This window comes from Flavobacterium circumlabens (assembly GCF_004345565.1).
GTDB lineage: Bacteria > Bacteroidota > Bacteroidia > Flavobacteriales > Flavobacteriaceae > Flavobacterium > Flavobacterium circumlabens.
On the sequence record NZ_SLWA01000003.1, the window covers coordinates 39,900 to 56,444 of the forward strand.

Consider the following 16,545-nt stretch of genomic DNA (forward strand, 5'->3'; position numbering starts at 1 on the left):
TTTATTTCAAATGTACGTCTACATCAACATTCATTCCCGGACGTAATAATTTTACTTTCTCAGGATCGTTTGATTCATCTAAACTAATTTTCACGGGTAATCTCTGAATCGTTTTTACAAAGTTTCCTGTAGCATTGTCAGGAGGTAATAAAGAAAAACGGGATCCTGTAGCTGGTGAGAATGATGTCAAAGTTCCTTTGAATTCATAGTTCGGATAAGCATCAACTTTTAAGCTCACTTTCTGCCCCACAATCATTTTGTTTAATTGTGTTTCCTTAAAGTTAGCAACAACCCACGCTTCAGTATTATTAATAATATAAAATAAAGATTGTCCCGGTTGTACCAATTGTCCCGGCTGAATATCAACTTTAGAAACCTGACCATCAATAGCAGCAGTTACAACAGTGTAGGTAAGGTTTAGTTTCGCTACGTCCAGCATTGTTTTTGCTCTTTTAATATTAGCAGAAGCCACTTCGGTTTGTTTGTCAGAAACTTTAGATTTAGACTGAATTACTGATTTTTGAAAAGAACTTGCTCTTTGTTGCTGTTCTAAAACGCGTACCTGATTTTCAGCTTCGTCTTTTGCAGTCTGAGCCTGTTCAAATTGTTGTTTTGTAATCGTATGTGTTTTATACAGATTATTATAACGGTTAAAATCATTTGTAAGTTGTCTCAGTCTGATTTTTGCACTTTCGATAGAACCACCTGCAGATTTCATATTGGCATCAGAAACAGAAATGCTGGCGTATGCACTTCCAATATCAGCTTTTGCAGCTTCGTATTGACCTTCAGCTCCTAAAAGAGCAGCATTTGCTTCGTCAATTTTTAATTGATAATCTCTTTTGTCAATGGTAAATAAAGTATCTCCTTTTTTTACAAAATCATTATCTTTCACATACACTTTGCTAATATAACCGGATACTCTTGGAATAATCGGGTTCATTTTTTTCTCGATCTGAGCATCATCTGTTTCTTCATGAGACAAGGAGTGCATGTATTTTGTTATTCCGTAAGTTCCCCCCACTAAAACCAAAACGGTTAGTATAATGATGAATTTAGTATTTGTTTTTTTCTTTTCCATGAGAGCTATCGATTATATTTTAGAAAGATTGAATGATTGTGATAATTGTCCTGATACTGAAAGTAATTCGTAATATTTTTGAATAATGGCCGCTTTAGATAAAGCAGTGTTTATTTTGGCATTAAGCTGTTCTACATCAGCTTCAACTAAATCATTAGTGTCAGATAAACCATTATCAAATTTGTCTTTTACAAGTCTGTAATTTTCTTCGGCCTGCTTCAGCGCTTCGTCATAAACGACACTTTGATTAATTGCCAGACTGTAATCTTCAATAGATTTCTGAACTTCCACTTTAATTCGGTCTGTCATAACAGCTTCCGTATTCTTCACTTCCAAAGCTTTGCTTTCAGCCTCACGTACATGAGCACTGTTTTTTAGAATTCCGGATAAGTCATACGTTAAACCAAGTCCAAAATTCATCGCGTATTTTACCGTAATAAAATCTTTAAGGTCTAATGCCGTGTAGCCTCCCAATAAGGCAAGGGAAGGATAATATCCTGATTTTGCAATTCTAATATTGGCCTCACTTGCTTTTTGCTGAAAACGAATAGCTTCTAAATCTTTTCTGCTTTCAAGCGCCAGAGCATCTGAAGTGGGGGCATTGTTTGTTTTTAAATTAAAGAAATCAGCTTCGTTAACCTGAAGTTTTACAGTCGGATCTAATTTTAATAAAGTAGTCAGGTAAAAATTAATATTATTGATGTTGTTATTTGCTTCGTCTATCGATAATTTCGTTTTAGAAACCAATAACTGCGCTTTCAATAAGTCATTTCTTGGAATGATTCCGTTTTTTTCCAGTTCCGTAAAATCAGTTACACGCTGTTGCGCCTGTTTTTGATTTTCGTTTAGAAGATCCAGTGTTTTTTGCGCTTTATATAAAGCAGTGTAATAGGTAATAACACGTAAAGCAACATCCTCTTTAGTCTTCGCTGCATTTGCACTTTCAGCCTCATAAAGATTGTCGTAAGCTTCAATACTGCTTTGGATCTTAAATCCCGAAAAAATAGGGAGACTCAAATTCGCCATACCAAACATTGCGCGGTCCGGGGAAGCCATTGGTTCTGCACTTGCTTCGTCATTGTGCATGTCAATAGAAGCTTTTGTTAACCTTTGGTACTGTCCTGAAATTTTTAAGTCAGGATATTGGTTGTTTTTAACTGTTTGTAACTCATACTTTTTTGAGTTTACCTTAGTATTGGCAAGAGTAACTTCGTTACTTTTTTCCCAAGCCAGTTTAACGGCTTCGTCTAAGGTTAAACTTGTTTTCTCTTGTGCTTCTATTGATGAAATCCCGATAAAGAAAATCCCAAAGAGCATTAATTGACTAATTTTCATAAACAAGTAGCGCTTTTATAGTTTGTTGAATGTGCTTTGTAAGACTGTTTTTAATATAATCGTTGTATAACTTTTCTGTATTTAAATTTAAAAGTTCCTCAAAGAAAGGTTTGTTCATGTGGAAATGAAAAAAGGTTCCAATTATAGTTGGCGTAATAAGCGGAATGATAACATCTTTCCTGAAAACACCTTTTAACTGACCTTGTGTAATAATACTTTCAACAGATTTTAAGTTTCCTTTTTTTAATTCTGTAAAGGCAGCCATGCTTTTTTCTCTGTTCTTTGAGTTTAGTTCAAAATGTAAAACCCTGAAAATTCCTTTGTTACAGCTAATTCGGTTAATGTAAATTTCAATTAATTTATTGATTTTTTCAATAGGTTCGAGATTTTCCTGTAATAAATTTTCGAGTTGTAATTTTAAATCAGAGGTTTTATAGATAATTAAAGCTTCAAGTAACCTCTCTTTGGAACCAAAATAGTACGAAACCATGGCAATATTTATTTTTGCATGTTTTGAGATATCCCGTATCGAAGTACCCTCAAATCCTTTATCTGAAAATAACTTTTCAGCAACCTCAAGAATCTGAATTTTTTTATCGTTAAATTCGAAGTTTGACATGGTAGTGTTTCTAATCGGGTACAAAATTAAACAAGCGTTTAAATTAAACAGTTGTTTAATTTATTTTTAACACAATATTAACAGAAAACCATGTAGTTACTGTAGGATAATATTGTGTTAAAAATAATTAGAAAAAAGGATTATTTTCCTGAAGAAAGCTTTTGAGGGTTTTGTCTGGTGTCAAAAATATTTGATACAACTACTATTTTCCTGGCCTCATCAATCCAATAGATAATTTGGTAATTTTTAAAAACTAAATACCTGAAATCTTCGATTCTTTCAGATAAAAGTTCTTCTTTTTGTCCGCCATAAGCGTTTATTTCTAAGGATAGCGAACTGTCAATTATACCCTTTACTAAAGTTTGAGAGAATCTTATCCCGGCTTTAAATTTGTAATATTCAAAAATGTCTTCAAGTTTTATTTTATGCAAATTGAGTCCAATTAAACAGTTAGCCCCATTTTTGAATTTTAGATTTTAAGTCTTTTCCAGATACAATTCTTGCATTTCTGGCATCATCCAAGGATTGATCAATTTCTTTATTAAATTGTTCAATACTCATTGATTTCATTTCCGGATCTAAAAGTTTAACTTTTTGTTTATGAAGCAAGTTTTCAAGATCAATGACTATTTCTTAACTTTGAAGTCTTAGAAATTCCTGAACGAAAAATATTTTGCGGGCTTCTAAATCCATGATAATTGATTTTATCAAAATGTACAAAATAATTCTAAATGTTGTTGCTTATCGTATCCCTCCAACAAATTCCGAAATTTTGCCCGAACCGCTTTCACTCAAATGCTTAATGAAAGCACTCCCGATAATAGCGCCTTTGGCAAATTTGGTCGCCTGATTAAAAGTCTCTTTATTCGAAATTCCGAAACCAATAATTTGTGGATTTTTCAGATTCATATTTGCAATTCTTTCGAAATAGCTTTCCTGAATATTTCCAAAACCGGATTGAGAACCCGTAACACTTGCTGAACTTACCATATAGATAAAGCCATTTGAAACGCTGTCAATAAAACGAATGCGTTCGTCTGAAGTTTGCGGTGTAATCAAAAACACGTTTATGATGCCATATTTTTCGAAAATAGCTTGGTATTCGTCTGCATAAACATCAACAGGCAGGTCCGGAATAATTAATCCGTCGATGCCAATTTCCGCACATTTTTTGCAGAATGCTTCAACGCCGTATTGTAACATCGGATTGAAATATCCCATGATAATCAACGGTATTTTTACGCTTTCGCGTATGTTTTTCAGCTGATCGAAAAGAATCTGCGTCGTCATTCCGTTATGAAGCGCCTGAGTCGAACTCGCCTGGATTGTTGGTCCATCAGCCAAAGGATCGCTGAATGGCAAACCAATTTCAATTAAATCAACACCGTTTTTTTCCAAATCCTGAATGATCTGGACCGTATCATTTAAATCTGGATATCCGGCCGAAAAATAAATGGAAAGGATCTTTTTATCTTCTTGTAATTTTTGCGTTATTCTGTTCATTTTATGTCTTTTTATTTACCTACCGAAAGGATTTTAAAACTTTATAGGTTTATTATTTTTTTCGCCACAGATTAAAAGATTCTAATGATTTTTTAATAATTTAATCTCTGAGAATCTGTGGCATTCTTTTTCTGCTTTACTTGGTAATAACCTGGCTGATCCAGTTATCGCCTTGCTTTTCTACAATTAAAAGTCCGGAATCTGAATCGTTCATTTGTGCGACAAGTTCTCCTTTGTTATTCCAGAAAGCACTTTTTCCGCCTGAAGGAGATCCCCAGGATTCACCACTGAAATTAGACATCAAGACATTCATTTTATGTTGTTGGGCATAACTTTGCAAATGGCTGTACGCATTCGGAATTCCGTTTGGGGAAAAGAAAATACTGGCGATATAAATCGAAGTTTCTTTTTGAGCGGCATTTTCAGCATGCAGCGGATGGTCAATATCGGCACAAATAGCAAACGAAATTTTCTGATCTTCAATCGCAATCATTGGGTTATAATCGAAGGAAGGCTGAAAGAACGCGTCTTCGCCTTCATGCAAAAATTGTTTGGTATAGATTGAAACCGAATTATCGGGAAAAATAACAAATTCACCAATATACAATTCTGATTCATTTTGAATGGGTGCGCCGGCAATAATCGTAATATTACGATCGACCGCTAATTCTTTTAAATGATCTATTCTGTAATCGTCTTTCGTAAAAGCTAGTGCTGCTGCATTTTCTCTTTCGTAACCTGTAATGGATAATTCAGGAAATACAATTAAATTGGCTCCTTTTTCGGCAGCCAGTGCGATCAAACGATAATGATCTAATAAATTAGACGCTATATCTCCTCGTTTTGGTTTTGTTTGTGCTGCTGCTAAAATCATTATTATTGCTTGTTTTGCATTATTTGTTCAGGGTTTAAACCTTGCAGGGGTTTTAAAGGGCCAGTCTCTTTTCGAATTTTAGCTTTCAATATAAATCCACGCTGTTATTCCTGATTTCAGTTTTATCTGAACTCTTTTGTACGCATTAGATTCGAACAAATCTGCTTTTGCCAGATCTTTGGCAGATATCTGATAAACGATTCCTTTTATAAAATCGGAAGTATTTTCGCTGGGCATGGCTACAAAATAATCCGTCATTCCAAATTCTTCTTCTATTTTTAGATCTTTTAGCTTGTAACCAGTCAGCTGATCCGGAGTTCCGTTCAAAATTGTATTAAAAACCTGCATCTGAATTTCTTTTGACTGTAATGTTCCGTAAGAAAATAGCTGTTCCATAAATATTGTTTTTTCTTGTTATTGGTCCGCGTTAGGGGTAGCAGCGGTATCCTTTTGTTTTTTTCTTTAAAAAATAAAAGATTTAGCGGATAACCCGACCCTTGGGGAACGCCCAAATTACAATTTTTATTATAATTTAAAATATTCGATATAATTGTCTAAATCTTTGTCACCGCGACCGGAAAGACTGATGACCACAATATCGGTTGGTTTGAATTTTTTCTGGTCTAAAACGGCAAAGGCATGGGCACTTTCGATCGCCGGAATAATACCTTCGAGTTTTGTAAGTTCTAAGCCGGCTTTCATTGCTTCATCATCAGTTACGGAGAAGAATTCGCCACGGCCCGTTTGTGCCAAATGTGCGTGCATTGGGCCAACTCCCGGATAATCCAGACCGGCAGAAATAGAGTAGGGCTCTGTAATTTGTCCGTCAGGAGTCTGCATCAAAAGTGTTTTGCAACCGTGAATAACGCCCACTTTTCCTAACTTGCTCGTTGCGGCACTATGACCACTGTTGACCCCTTTTCCGGCCGCTTCAACAGCAATTATACCCACTTCAGGCTCGTGTAAAAAGTGATAATACGTTCCGGCAGCGTTGCTTCCGCCACCGATACAAGCGACTACATAATCAGGGTTTTCGCGTCCTTCTTTTTCTTTCAGCTGCCATTTGATTTCTTCTGAGATAATGCTCTGAAAACGGGTGACCATATCCGGATAAGGATGCGGCCCGATAGCAGATCCGATAATATAATGCGTGTCAACGGGATTGTTAATCCAGTCCCGGATGGCTTCGTTAGTCGCATCTTTTAAGGTTCTTGAGCCTGAAAGCGCCGGACGCACTTCTGCACCCAACATTTTCATTCTCGCCACATTCGGAGCCTGGCGGGCAATGTCAATTTCGCCCATGTACACAATGCAATCCAGTCCCATTAAGGCACAAACGGTTGCTGTTGCCACACCATGCTGACCTGCTCCGGTTTCTGCAATAATTCGTTTTTTACCCAAACGTTTGGCAACCAGTATTTGTCCGATAGTGTTGTTGACTTTGTGCGCTCCCGTATGGTTTAAGTCTTCTCTTTTCAGATAGACTTTAGTATTGTATTTTTCAGAAAGACGTTTGGCGAAATAAAGCGGGCTTGGACGGCCAACGTAATCTTTTAGCAATTGGTTAAACTCGGCTTTGAAATCCGGTTCAGCGATGATTTTTAAATATTGCTGGCGTAATTCTTCTACATTCGGATACAGCATTTCGGGAATGTAAGCTCCTCCAAATTCACCGTAATATCCTTTTTCGTTAACATTATAATTCATAATCTATTTGTTTTTTATTTCATGAAGACGGGCGCGTACAGCTGCACTGCTGTGTGTTTCGATACATGCTTCTCTGCACAATTTTACGTTTTTTAATCCGGGTTCAATCTCAAATTTACTGTTTATATCTATCGCGTAAATCGGCAATTTAAGATTTTTTATAATGGGTATGTCATCAATTCCGATACCGCCACTTAAGAAAAAGGGTTTTTCGGATTTGTAATTTTCTAATATCTTCCAGTCGAAAGCGGTTCCGTTTCCGCCGGGTAATTTTCCTTTTGTATCGAATAAAAAATAATCACACAGTTTTTCAAAAGGGTTTAAAAGATCAAAATCAAAATCTTCTCCAACTGAAAAAACTTTTATGATTTCGACTTTCGCGTCAATTTTTGCATCAATTTTCTTTTTTAATTCCTGACAGAATTCAACCGATTCATTTCCGTGCAGCTGAACAGCCTGTAAATGATATTTGTTGACTTTCGACATGATATAATCGACAGTTGCATTTACAAAAACGCCTGTTTTTTTTATTGTTTTGATCAGTTCGGGAATCGTTCCGTCAAAATAGCGACCGGATTTTTCGTAGAAAATAAAGCCCATATAATCGGGCAGGAGTGCTCCTACTTCGAGAATATTATCGGGATATTTCATACCGCAGATTTTCAGTTTCATTTTTTTTTATGCTTTACGCTTTAAGCTGTAGGCTTTAGGCTAATTTTATTAATGTTGAGAAAAGGCTTTACGCTTTAGGCTGTATGCTAATTTTAATAATGTTGAGAAAAGCTTATTGCCTTTAGCCTACAGCTGTCTAATAAATTCTGTTGCAGCTTTTCCGGCATTATCGGTTTTCATAAAATTTTCTCCGATTAAAAAACCACTGTAACCATAAGGTCTTAATTCTGAAATAGCTTCAACCGATGAAATTCCGCTTTCGGAAACTTTTACAAATTCATCCGGAATTTGAGAAGCCAGCTGCTTGCTGAAATCCAGACTTACTTCGAAGGTTTTCAGGTTTCGGTTGTTTACGCCAATCATATCCAGCGTTGGCATAATCGATTTTTCTAATTCTTCCTGATTGTGAACTTCCAGTAAAACTTCTAAACCTAATTTTTTAGCGAATTCAGACAATGATTTGATTTCTTCACGGGTTAAAACCGCGGCGATCAGTAAAATCAGATCGGCTCCAAAAGCTTTGGCTTCGAGAATTTGATATTCGTCTACAATAAATTCTTTTCGCAAAAGCGGAATATGTACCGAAGCTCTTGCCAAAAGTAAATCGTCCAGCGAACCGCCAAAATATTTCCCGTCGGTTAAAACGGAAATTCCGCAAGCACCCGCATTTTCGTATCCTTTTACTACTTCTTCAACCGTAAAATTATGATTTATGACTGATTTTGAAGGCGAACGGCGTTTGTGTTCGGCAATAATTCCAGTTGAACTTTGTTTTAATTTCTGACTTAAAGAGATCGTCTGCCTTTCAAAAAACACCGAACTTTCCAGTTGTGAAACCGGAATGATTGATTTTTTAAGAACAACTTCCCGTTGTTTATCGAAGATTATTTTATCTAAAATATTCATGGTTTATTTTTTGTTTCAGGTTTCAGGTTTGAAGTTTCACGTTCCAGCAACCTGAAACTTCAAACCTGAAACTATTTTTCTTACTTACTTAATTCTTTCAGTTTATTTAATACTTTCAATCCTTTTCCGGAGAATAAGCTTTCTTTGGCCTGTTTGAAACCTTCCTGTGGAGAACATTTGTTCACGGTTGCAATTGCCATTGCCGCATTCGCACAAACCACATTGTTTTGTGCTTCGCTTCCTTTTCCGGAAATGATACTGGTAAACATTTCTGCTGATTCTTCGATTGTTCTTCCGCCTTCGATTTCGCTTTGCGCTAAAAGACGAACACCAAAATCATCCGGTTTTATCATGCCTTCCATAGTGCTGGTGATAATTTTTGTCGGACCTGTTAACGAAATTTCATCATAACCGTCAAGCGAATGCAGGATTGTAAAATTCACATCGGTATTCTGGTATAAATACGCATACATTCGGGCTAATTCTAAATTGAAAACACCCACCAGCTGATTTTTAGGAAACGACGAATTTACCATTGGGCCTAACATATTGAAGAATGTTTTTACAGCCAGTTCTTTTCTGATGGGTCCGACATTTTTCATTGCAGGGTGAAATAGGGGAGCATGTAAAACACAAATTCCGGCCTGATCGATACATTTTTCTAAAAATTCGGGATCATTGCTAAATTTGATTCCCATTTTTTCCATGACGTTACTGGATCCGGAAATAGAGGAAACTCCGTAATTTCCGTGTTTTGCTACTTTTATTCCGGCTCCCGCAGCGATAAATGAAGCTAAGGTAGAAATGTTGAACGTATCTTTTCCGTCACCACCCGTCCCGCACAAATCAATGGTATTGTAGGCCGATAAGTCTACACGAATGCATAATTCCAATAAGGCTTCACGGAAACCGGAAAGTTCCTCGATCGTAATACTGCGCATCATGAATACGGTTAAAAAAGCCGAAATCTGACTCGGATTATAAGCTCCGCTTGAAATATTAATCAATACCGTTTTTGCTTCTTCTTTGGTAAGCACTTCGTGGTTGATTAATTTATTTAATATATTTTTCATTTTTTTTAAGGTTCTAAGTTACTGAGAGGATAAGGTTCTGAGTTTTTCTGCTAAGACTGTAAACTGGGACTGTCTGCTTTTTCAATGTTCATTTCCCTGATAAATCCACATGGGCTCTGTTTTTCCTGCACGTTCGAATCCGTTCTTTTTATAAAAGTCAACAGCTCTTCCATCTGCGGTTAGCATCTGCATGTGAAAATGGCGATACTTTTCCTGTAGTTTATCTAAAATCAGTTTCCCGATTCCTTTTCCCTGATATTCGGGAAGTACCAATAAATGAGGATAATAAACCGTTAAGTATCCATCTGAAATAGCGTTGCCAAGGCCAACTAGTTTTTCTCCTTCCCAGGCGGTTACTAAAGTTTCGGAATTCAAAAGACCGTTATATAATTCATGAGGCTTATTTGCCGAACTCCATTCGTTTTCTTTGTATAGGAACAATATGTCTTCTAAGTTGATTTTTCTGGTTTCTAAAATTTCTATATTCATTTTTTTGAGATTCTAAGTTGCTGAGAGGCTAAGGTTCTAAGTTTTTAAACTGTGACTGATCCCGATAGCTATCGGGAGTGACTGTGCACTTAAAACTAGCTCTTTACCCAATTCTCTAAGATCCTTTTTCCATTAGGTGTTAAAACGCTTTCCGGATGAAACTGAACACCTCTGACATCAAAAGTTTTGTGTCTCAGCGACATGATTTGTCCGTTTTCGTCTATTGAAGTGGCTTCTAAAACATCCGGTAAATTACTGTCTACTACCCAGGAATGGTAGCGCCCTACTTCAAATTCATTTCCTAAACCTTCAAACAGAATTTCATCAGAAACTACTGTTTTTACGTTGGTGGCAACTCCGTGATATACTTTGTCAAGGTTCGAAAGTGTTCCTCCAAAAACTTCTCCGATTGCCTGTTGCCCCAGGCAAACACCTAATATACTTTTTGTTGGCGCGTATTTCTGAATTACGGCTTTTAGTAATCCCGCTTCATCCGGAATTCCGGGTCCCGGCGAAAGCAATATTTTATCAAAAGAAGCGATTTCGTCGATGTCAAACTCATCATTTCTGTAAACGGTAACTTCGCAATTTAAATCTTCCAGATAGTGCACTAAGTTGTAAGTGAAACTATCGTAATTGTCTATAACTAATATTTTTTTCATCTTTATTTTTTTGTTTCAGGTTTCAGGTTTCAAGTTTCACGTTCCAATAACTTGAAACCTGAAACAAAGAAAACTTGAAACTAAATTTTTATTTTTCTCTAATGTATTTTTCAGTGATAATGCGATTGATTCCTAATTTTTCCACTTTTTCTATTCCTTTTTGAATCAGCGTATCATTTTTAACTTTTACTGTAAATTCAAACTTGTTGTTTTCCCACTGACGGTTATTAAAATATTCCAGATTTTCCGTATAAATACTGTCTTTCAAAGTATATTTTCCACCTCCGCCAAAAAATACAGCGGCTGTCGAATCTTTTCCATTATTTAAATCATGATTAAAAAAAGCAAAGTGTGAATCATTTATAATTTTAATCATTTTTGTTTTGGAATTGAAAGTCGAAAAAGTCGAATCTTTCTCTGTTGTCTCTGCCGCTACCAAACGCCAGGTTCCTTCAATAGGATTTTGTTTTTTCTCTGAAGTACAAGCGGAAATGGCCAGTATTAAAATTAAAATTGATATTATTTTTTTCATGATTTTTATAGTTGGTTTGTTTTTGTTTCAGGTTTCAGGTTGGCTACTGCGACTGATCCCGATAGCTATCGGGAAGGATTGAATACTAAATCTTCTCTGCCATTTCAAGTGCCGTATTCAACGCTCTCAATTTATTGTAAACCTCCTGCATCTCGCTTTCCTCATCTGAACTTGCCACGATTCCGGCGCCGGCCTGACAATGTAGTTGATGGTTTTTACTAAGGAAAGTTCGTATCATAATGGCGTGATTAAAATTTCCCTCAAAATCCATAAAGCCGATGGCACCGCCATAGAAATTACGATTGGTTTTTTCGTAATCTTCAATTAATTGCATCGCTCTGTGTTTCGGTGCTCCGCTTAAAGTTCCTGCCGGAAAAGTATCGGCAACAACTTGCATTGTGGTTGCTTTTTCATGTAAATGACCTGTGACTTTTGAGACTAAGTGAATTACATGCGAGAAGAACTGAACTTCTCTGTATTTTTCCACATTGACATCATGGCCATTTCTGCTCAAATCATTTCTGGCCAAATCGACTAACATCACATGTTCACTGTTTTCTTTTTTATCTTCAGAAAGTTCTTTTGCCAGAAGCGCATCACGTTCATCATTTCCGGTTCTTTTGAATGTTCCGGCGATCGGGTGAATTTCTGCTTTTCTGTTTTTTACGATAATCTGTGCTTCAGGCGAAGACCCGAATATTTTGAAATCTCCATAATCAAAAAAGAACAAATAGGGAGAAGGGTTAATACTTCTTAAGGCACGATAAACATTAAATTCATCACCTTTAAAACCTTGTGTAAAACGACGGGATAAAACCAATTGGAATACGTCTCCACGGAAACAGTGTTTTTTGGCCAATGCCACATTGTGTTTGAATTCCTCATCCGTCAGGTTCGAAAAACCTTCACCTTCTTTTGTAAATTTATAAGAGGCAATATTTCTGGACTGCAGTAATTGTTCGATTTCTGAAATGTTATTTCTTCCATCTACGCTATGGCAGAAGATATAAGCTTCGTTTTTGAAATGATTAATGGCAATAATGTTTTGATAAACAGCATAAAAAACATCCGGAATTGAAGTGGCGTTGTCTTTTTTGGCAATAGTTACTTTTTCAAAATAACGAACGGCATCGTATGAAATGTATCCGAATAAGCCATTATTAATGAATTTAAAATCATTTTTCTCCGATTTGAACTGACTTGAAAATTCCTGAATGACCTCCGGAATATTAGTGGATTCATTTATTGAAATGGTTTCTGTTGTTCCGTCAGGGAAAGTTTTTGAGATGCTCTCGTTTTCAATTTTTATTGTAGCAATCGGATTACAGCATACATAAGAGAAACTATTGTCATTTCCATGATAATCACTACTTTCCAATAATAGACTGTTTGGGAATTTATCTCGGATTTTAAAATAAATGCTTACCGGAGTAATCGTATCTGCCAGAATTTGTTTGTAGTGCGTGTTGAGTATAAAAGGTTTCAATATATTTCGTTTTTATAGTTTTTAATATTTTTTCACTTCGATTTTTACCAAAAAAAAAAGGCTTGTCGTGATGACAAGCCTTTTATATTTATAGTTTTAAAGTACCATAGGAAGCTTTGTTCACGACGTTTGACGTAAATTCTTCCACCACCAAGTATTGTTTAAAATTGTTCTCATTTCTTTTTTTGTTGTAACAAAGATATAAATGTAATTTGGATTAAAAGACATAAAATTTCAAAAAAATCTTTTCTAAATTTAGAAATTTGTTAAATTCTAAAAGAGCAAACGACTTTCAAGTGTTTAATTTCCAATAGCAATCGTGTTGTTTTGGTTCGCTCTGAAGTCTGGATTTCCTTTGATATTTGGCATTGTAAACAACTCATTGTTTTTCATTTTTGTGTATCCAATTCCAAATTCAGGTTTGGAATACCAATTTTGAATAGCTGTAGTCGTACCACTTGCTTCGCTTGTAATTCCTCCGTTACAATTGTTTACAATTATGTTTTTGAATGTAATTTTAGATAAATTGGCATCACTGTTTCCAATATTCTCTTCCATTAAAGCAAAAGGGGTAAAGCCCGAAACAATGCTGTTGGTTAAGCTGAAAAAAGTATTTTCCCTCACATAAACGGATTCTCTCACCAATCCCTGATTATTTTCTTCAAGATTTACCAGTGTAATATTACTTGCGTTGATACGGGTCATTTTTTTGCTCATATCTGTATTTTGAATTTTATCATAAGAATCTACCTCAAAACATCTTGATCCTGATACATCTGAAGAGAAAGGATGACGGATAGCAATACTATTGCTAATAGTGATTTGAGCACCTTGTGTAAAATCAAAATCATCATCGGTAGTACGGTAAGAAATCAGGTTATTCATATTCAGATCTCCTCCATAACACTCGAAAGAATCATCATTTGAAAAACTAATCTGGATATTATTTAAAACGGTTTTTCTTCCCACTCCCGCTAAAGAAAGGCCGTTAAGTTCTTTTAGCGCGCTTAATTTTCTTCCTGCATATTCAATACGTACATATTTCAGAATTCCGGAATTGTCTTCTGCATCGGGACCGCCATAATGATTTAGCAAAGGATCTAAGTCAAAAGGCAAGGTGTGTAAACCCCCAAGAGTATTTATTGGTGCTTTCCCTAAAATAATGATACCACCCCAGTCGCCCGGTTTTCTTTCCGTTTTTTCTTTGTTTGTCGTAAAAACAATCGGATCTGTTTCTAAACCTTCGGCTATGATTTTGGAGCCATTTGTGATAACCAGCGTTCCGCAGGTTTTATCGTCCCCGCGAATAACAGTTCCCGGCTCTATTGTCAAAGTAGCGTTATTGGTAACATATACTACACCAACTAATTGGTACGTATTACGTTTTAAAAGTTTAGTGTCTTTATCGATTGTTCCGGCGATGATATTGGTGGCTTCGCTATATTCATTAGCGACAGGTTTAAAATTGGTCCAGTTATTCATCCAGTTATTTGTTCCAATTATTCCTTTTGTTTGTTGTTGGGCGTGTAGAAAAAAAGTGCTGATAAGGGTAATAAGTGCAATTTGCATTTTTGTTTTCATAACTATTTGATTTCTAGTTTTTGATTTTTTTTAATTACCCAAAATTAAGGGCCTCATGTTAATCAAAACCGCGATCAGTATTACCAAAGTGTTATGCAAATATTAAGAACGTTATTTTTTTGAATATATGGCAAAAAAGAAACCCCAATAGCGTAAACTATTGGGGTTTTCTGAATATTATGAACTAGTAAGCCTGAAATATTAGAATTTTAAAGCTACAGTCAATTCGAAATCGTCATTGATAGTTTTATCTCCTAAGTTTTCAAAGAAGTTACCAGAATTATATTTAATGTCGTATTTAGTTCTGTCAACTTTGAATGCAGTAGTTGCAGTGTTTCCAGCTACAGTAATGTCAAAAGTTACTGGTTTAGTAATTCCTTTGATTGTTAAATCAGCAGTTACAGTATAAACATCAGTTGTTTTAGCTCCGATAGTTTTGAAAACTAATTTAGCAGTTGGGAATTTATCAGTTCCGAAGAAATCGTCAGCTTTAAGGTGACCGTTTAATTTTCCTTGGTATTCTCCTGTTAAGTCAGTAGAAGTTAAAGAAGTCATGTCAACTGTAAAGCTACCGCCAACTAATTTTTTTCCTTTGAAAACTACAGAACCATCTTTGAAGTTTACTGTTCCTGAGTGTTCTCCGGTTACTTTTTTACCTACCCATTTGATAGTAGATGCTTTTACATCGATTTTTTTTGTTTGTGCGTTTACTGAAACGCTAGCCACTGCTACGAATAATGCTATTGCAATTGTTTTTAAATTTTTCATGTTGTTAAAATTGATTTTGATTGTTATTAATAATTATAGTGTGATAAATAATTCTTCGTTTGATTTTCTAACTTTTTTGTAATGCTGAGCGTCGTCCGCATCATGTCTGTACCCTACAGCTGCAATAACAGAAGCGTTTAATCCTAATTTATCGAAACCTAAGATTTCGTTGAATGCAGCAGCATTAAAACCTTCCATTGGAGTTGCATCGATTTTTAATTCAGAAGCGGCACTTAGTAAGTTTCCTAAAGCGATGTAGGTTTGTTTTGCTGTCCAGACATTTTTTGATTCAGCAGGTAAGCTCGAAATCATACCTTTCATCATGTCACTGAATCCCGCAAGTGCATCAGCAGGAACTCCTCTTGTTTCGCTAATATTACTAATGTATTTATCTACAGATTCTGCTCCTGTATTTATATCATTTGCAAAAATAAACAGCTGAGAAGCGTCAGTAATCTGAGTTTGCCCATAAGCTGCAGCTTTTAATTGCTCTCTTAATTCAGGATTTTCTACAATTACAACTTTATAAGGCTGTAATCCGTATGAAGAAGCACTTAATCTCACAGCTTCCTTAATTGTTTTTAGATCTGAATCGGAGATTTTTTTAGTTGCATCATATTGTTTTGTTGCATATCTCCAATTTTGATTTTCTAAGAATGTACTCATAAATATTAATTTTCTTGGGTTCTGTATTTTTCTAATAACTGATTTAATAATTCTAATTCTTCAGGGCTAATATTCTCCGCAAATACGCGTTCGTGCTCATCTACCTTCGGATCTAATTCTTTCAATACATCCAATCCCTTTTGGGTAATGAGAACTTCGATTTTACGTCGATTGCCCGGGCAAACATTTCTGGTTACAAAATCCTTCAGTAATAATTTGTCTACTAATCGGGTTGTATTACTTGTTTTAGCCAGCATACGTTCTTGTATCACACACATATTAGCAGGATTCCCTTTTTGTCCTCTTAATATACGTAACACATTATATTGTTCTCCGGACAGATCATACGGTTTTATCAACTCGTTGAAATGATCCTGAATCACATTTTGCGTGTACATGATATTCAGAATAACTTTTTTCGCATTATCCATCTTAACTGTACTTTTTATAACCTCTTCAATCGTCATAGTCGTAAGTGTATAATTTGTATATACAAATGTACATCTTTTAATAGTTGTATATACAAATGTTACGTTAATTTTTTGTTAATTCAATCAAGGCCAAACTATCACTTATGTAAACTCCATATAA

At 35.6% G+C, this 16,545-nt stretch carries 20 protein-coding genes; all 20 read right to left on the reverse strand.

All coding sequences use genetic code 11. The features are described from left to right. Position 1 precedes the first annotated feature (1 nt). Positions 2–1,081 carry an HlyD family secretion protein gene (locus EV142_RS08515; protein ID WP_132034495.1) on the reverse strand — a complete coding sequence of 360 codons (1,080 nt, stop codon included), beginning with the start codon at positions 1,079–1,081 and terminating at the stop codon, positions 2–4. Between the two features lie 12 nt (positions 1,082–1,093). Beyond that, positions 1,094–2,416, reverse strand: a complete 1,323-nt coding sequence (locus tag EV142_RS08520) for a TolC family protein (RefSeq protein ID WP_132034497.1) — start codon at positions 2,414–2,416, stop codon at positions 1,094–1,096. Continuing rightward, positions 2,406–3,035 carry a TetR/AcrR family transcriptional regulator gene (locus EV142_RS08525; protein WP_132034499.1) on the reverse strand — a complete coding sequence of 210 codons (630 nt, stop codon included), beginning with the start codon at positions 3,033–3,035 and terminating at the stop codon, positions 2,406–2,408. The genes EV142_RS08520 and EV142_RS08525 overlap by 11 nt, the downstream gene beginning before the upstream one ends. Before the next feature lie 140 nt (positions 3,036–3,175). Then, on the reverse strand, positions 3,176–3,466 hold the full coding sequence (locus tag EV142_RS08530) for a type II toxin-antitoxin system RelE/ParE family toxin (protein WP_202978493.1): 291 nt from the start codon (positions 3,464–3,466) through the stop codon (positions 3,176–3,178). Between the two features lie 19 nt (positions 3,467–3,485). Then, positions 3,486–3,644: a hypothetical protein gene (locus tag EV142_RS24230; protein ID WP_170208065.1), complete on the reverse strand. Its 159-nt coding sequence runs from the start codon at positions 3,642–3,644 to the stop codon at positions 3,486–3,488. Positions 3,645–3,776: 132 nt separating this feature from the next. Beyond that, positions 3,777–4,538, reverse strand: a complete 762-nt coding sequence (trpA, locus tag EV142_RS08535; protein WP_132034503.1) for a tryptophan synthase subunit alpha — start codon at positions 4,536–4,538, stop codon at positions 3,777–3,779. Positions 4,539–4,674: 136 nt separating this feature from the next. Beyond that, the gene (locus EV142_RS08540) at positions 4,675–5,412 is read right to left on the reverse strand and encodes a carbon-nitrogen hydrolase family protein (RefSeq protein ID WP_132034505.1); all 738 of its coding nucleotides are present in this window, start codon (positions 5,410–5,412) and stop codon (positions 4,675–4,677) included. Between the two features lie 78 nt (positions 5,413–5,490). Further along, positions 5,491–5,808, reverse strand: coding sequence for a gamma-glutamylcyclotransferase family protein (locus EV142_RS08545; RefSeq protein ID WP_132034507.1), 318 nt, complete (start codon positions 5,806–5,808; stop codon positions 5,491–5,493). A 129-nt stretch (positions 5,809–5,937) separates the two neighbouring features. Then, positions 5,938–7,119 carry a tryptophan synthase subunit beta gene (trpB, locus tag EV142_RS08550; RefSeq protein WP_132034509.1) on the reverse strand — a complete coding sequence of 394 codons (1,182 nt, stop codon included), beginning with the start codon at positions 7,117–7,119 and terminating at the stop codon, positions 5,938–5,940. Between the two features lie 3 nt (positions 7,120–7,122). Next, positions 7,123–7,791 carry a phosphoribosylanthranilate isomerase gene (locus EV142_RS08555; protein ID WP_132034511.1) on the reverse strand — a complete coding sequence of 223 codons (669 nt, stop codon included), beginning with the start codon at positions 7,789–7,791 and terminating at the stop codon, positions 7,123–7,125. Between the two features lie 126 nt (positions 7,792–7,917). Beyond that, on the reverse strand, positions 7,918–8,697 hold the full coding sequence (trpC, locus tag EV142_RS08560; RefSeq protein WP_132034513.1) for an indole-3-glycerol phosphate synthase TrpC: 780 nt from the start codon (positions 8,695–8,697) through the stop codon (positions 7,918–7,920). A gap of 80 nt (positions 8,698–8,777) precedes the next feature. Further along, positions 8,778–9,770, reverse strand: a complete 993-nt coding sequence (gene trpD, locus EV142_RS08565; protein WP_132034514.1) for an anthranilate phosphoribosyltransferase — start codon at positions 9,768–9,770, stop codon at positions 8,778–8,780. A gap of 81 nt (positions 9,771–9,851) precedes the next feature. Then, positions 9,852–10,259, reverse strand: a complete 408-nt coding sequence (locus tag EV142_RS08570; RefSeq protein WP_132034516.1) for a GNAT family N-acetyltransferase — start codon at positions 10,257–10,259, stop codon at positions 9,852–9,854. A 95-nt stretch (positions 10,260–10,354) separates the two neighbouring features. Beyond that, entirely contained in the window at positions 10,355–10,921 is a 567-nt protein-coding gene (locus EV142_RS08575) for an anthranilate synthase component II (protein WP_132034518.1), read from the reverse strand. An 88-nt stretch (positions 10,922–11,009) separates the two neighbouring features. Beyond that, positions 11,010–11,453, reverse strand: a complete 444-nt coding sequence (locus EV142_RS08580; protein ID WP_132034520.1) for a hypothetical protein — start codon at positions 11,451–11,453, stop codon at positions 11,010–11,012. 85 nt (positions 11,454–11,538) lie between these two features. Then, positions 11,539–12,939: an anthranilate synthase component I family protein gene (locus tag EV142_RS08585; RefSeq protein WP_132034522.1), complete on the reverse strand. Its 1,401-nt coding sequence runs from the start codon at positions 12,937–12,939 to the stop codon at positions 11,539–11,541. A gap of 300 nt (positions 12,940–13,239) precedes the next feature. After that, entirely contained in the window at positions 13,240–14,520 is a 1,281-nt protein-coding gene (locus EV142_RS08590; RefSeq protein WP_132034524.1) for a hypothetical protein, read from the reverse strand. Positions 14,521–14,721: 201 nt separating this feature from the next. Then, entirely contained in the window at positions 14,722–15,288 is a 567-nt protein-coding gene (locus EV142_RS08595) for a YceI family protein (RefSeq protein WP_132034526.1), read from the reverse strand. 33 nt (positions 15,289–15,321) lie between these two features. Next, on the reverse strand, positions 15,322–15,954 hold the full coding sequence (locus tag EV142_RS08600; protein WP_132034528.1) for an NAD(P)H-dependent oxidoreductase: 633 nt from the start codon (positions 15,952–15,954) through the stop codon (positions 15,322–15,324). Positions 15,955–15,959: 5 nt separating this feature from the next. Next, positions 15,960–16,421 carry a MarR family winged helix-turn-helix transcriptional regulator gene (locus EV142_RS08605; RefSeq protein ID WP_132034530.1) on the reverse strand — a complete coding sequence of 154 codons (462 nt, stop codon included), beginning with the start codon at positions 16,419–16,421 and terminating at the stop codon, positions 15,960–15,962. Positions 16,422–16,545: the final 124 nt, after the last annotated feature.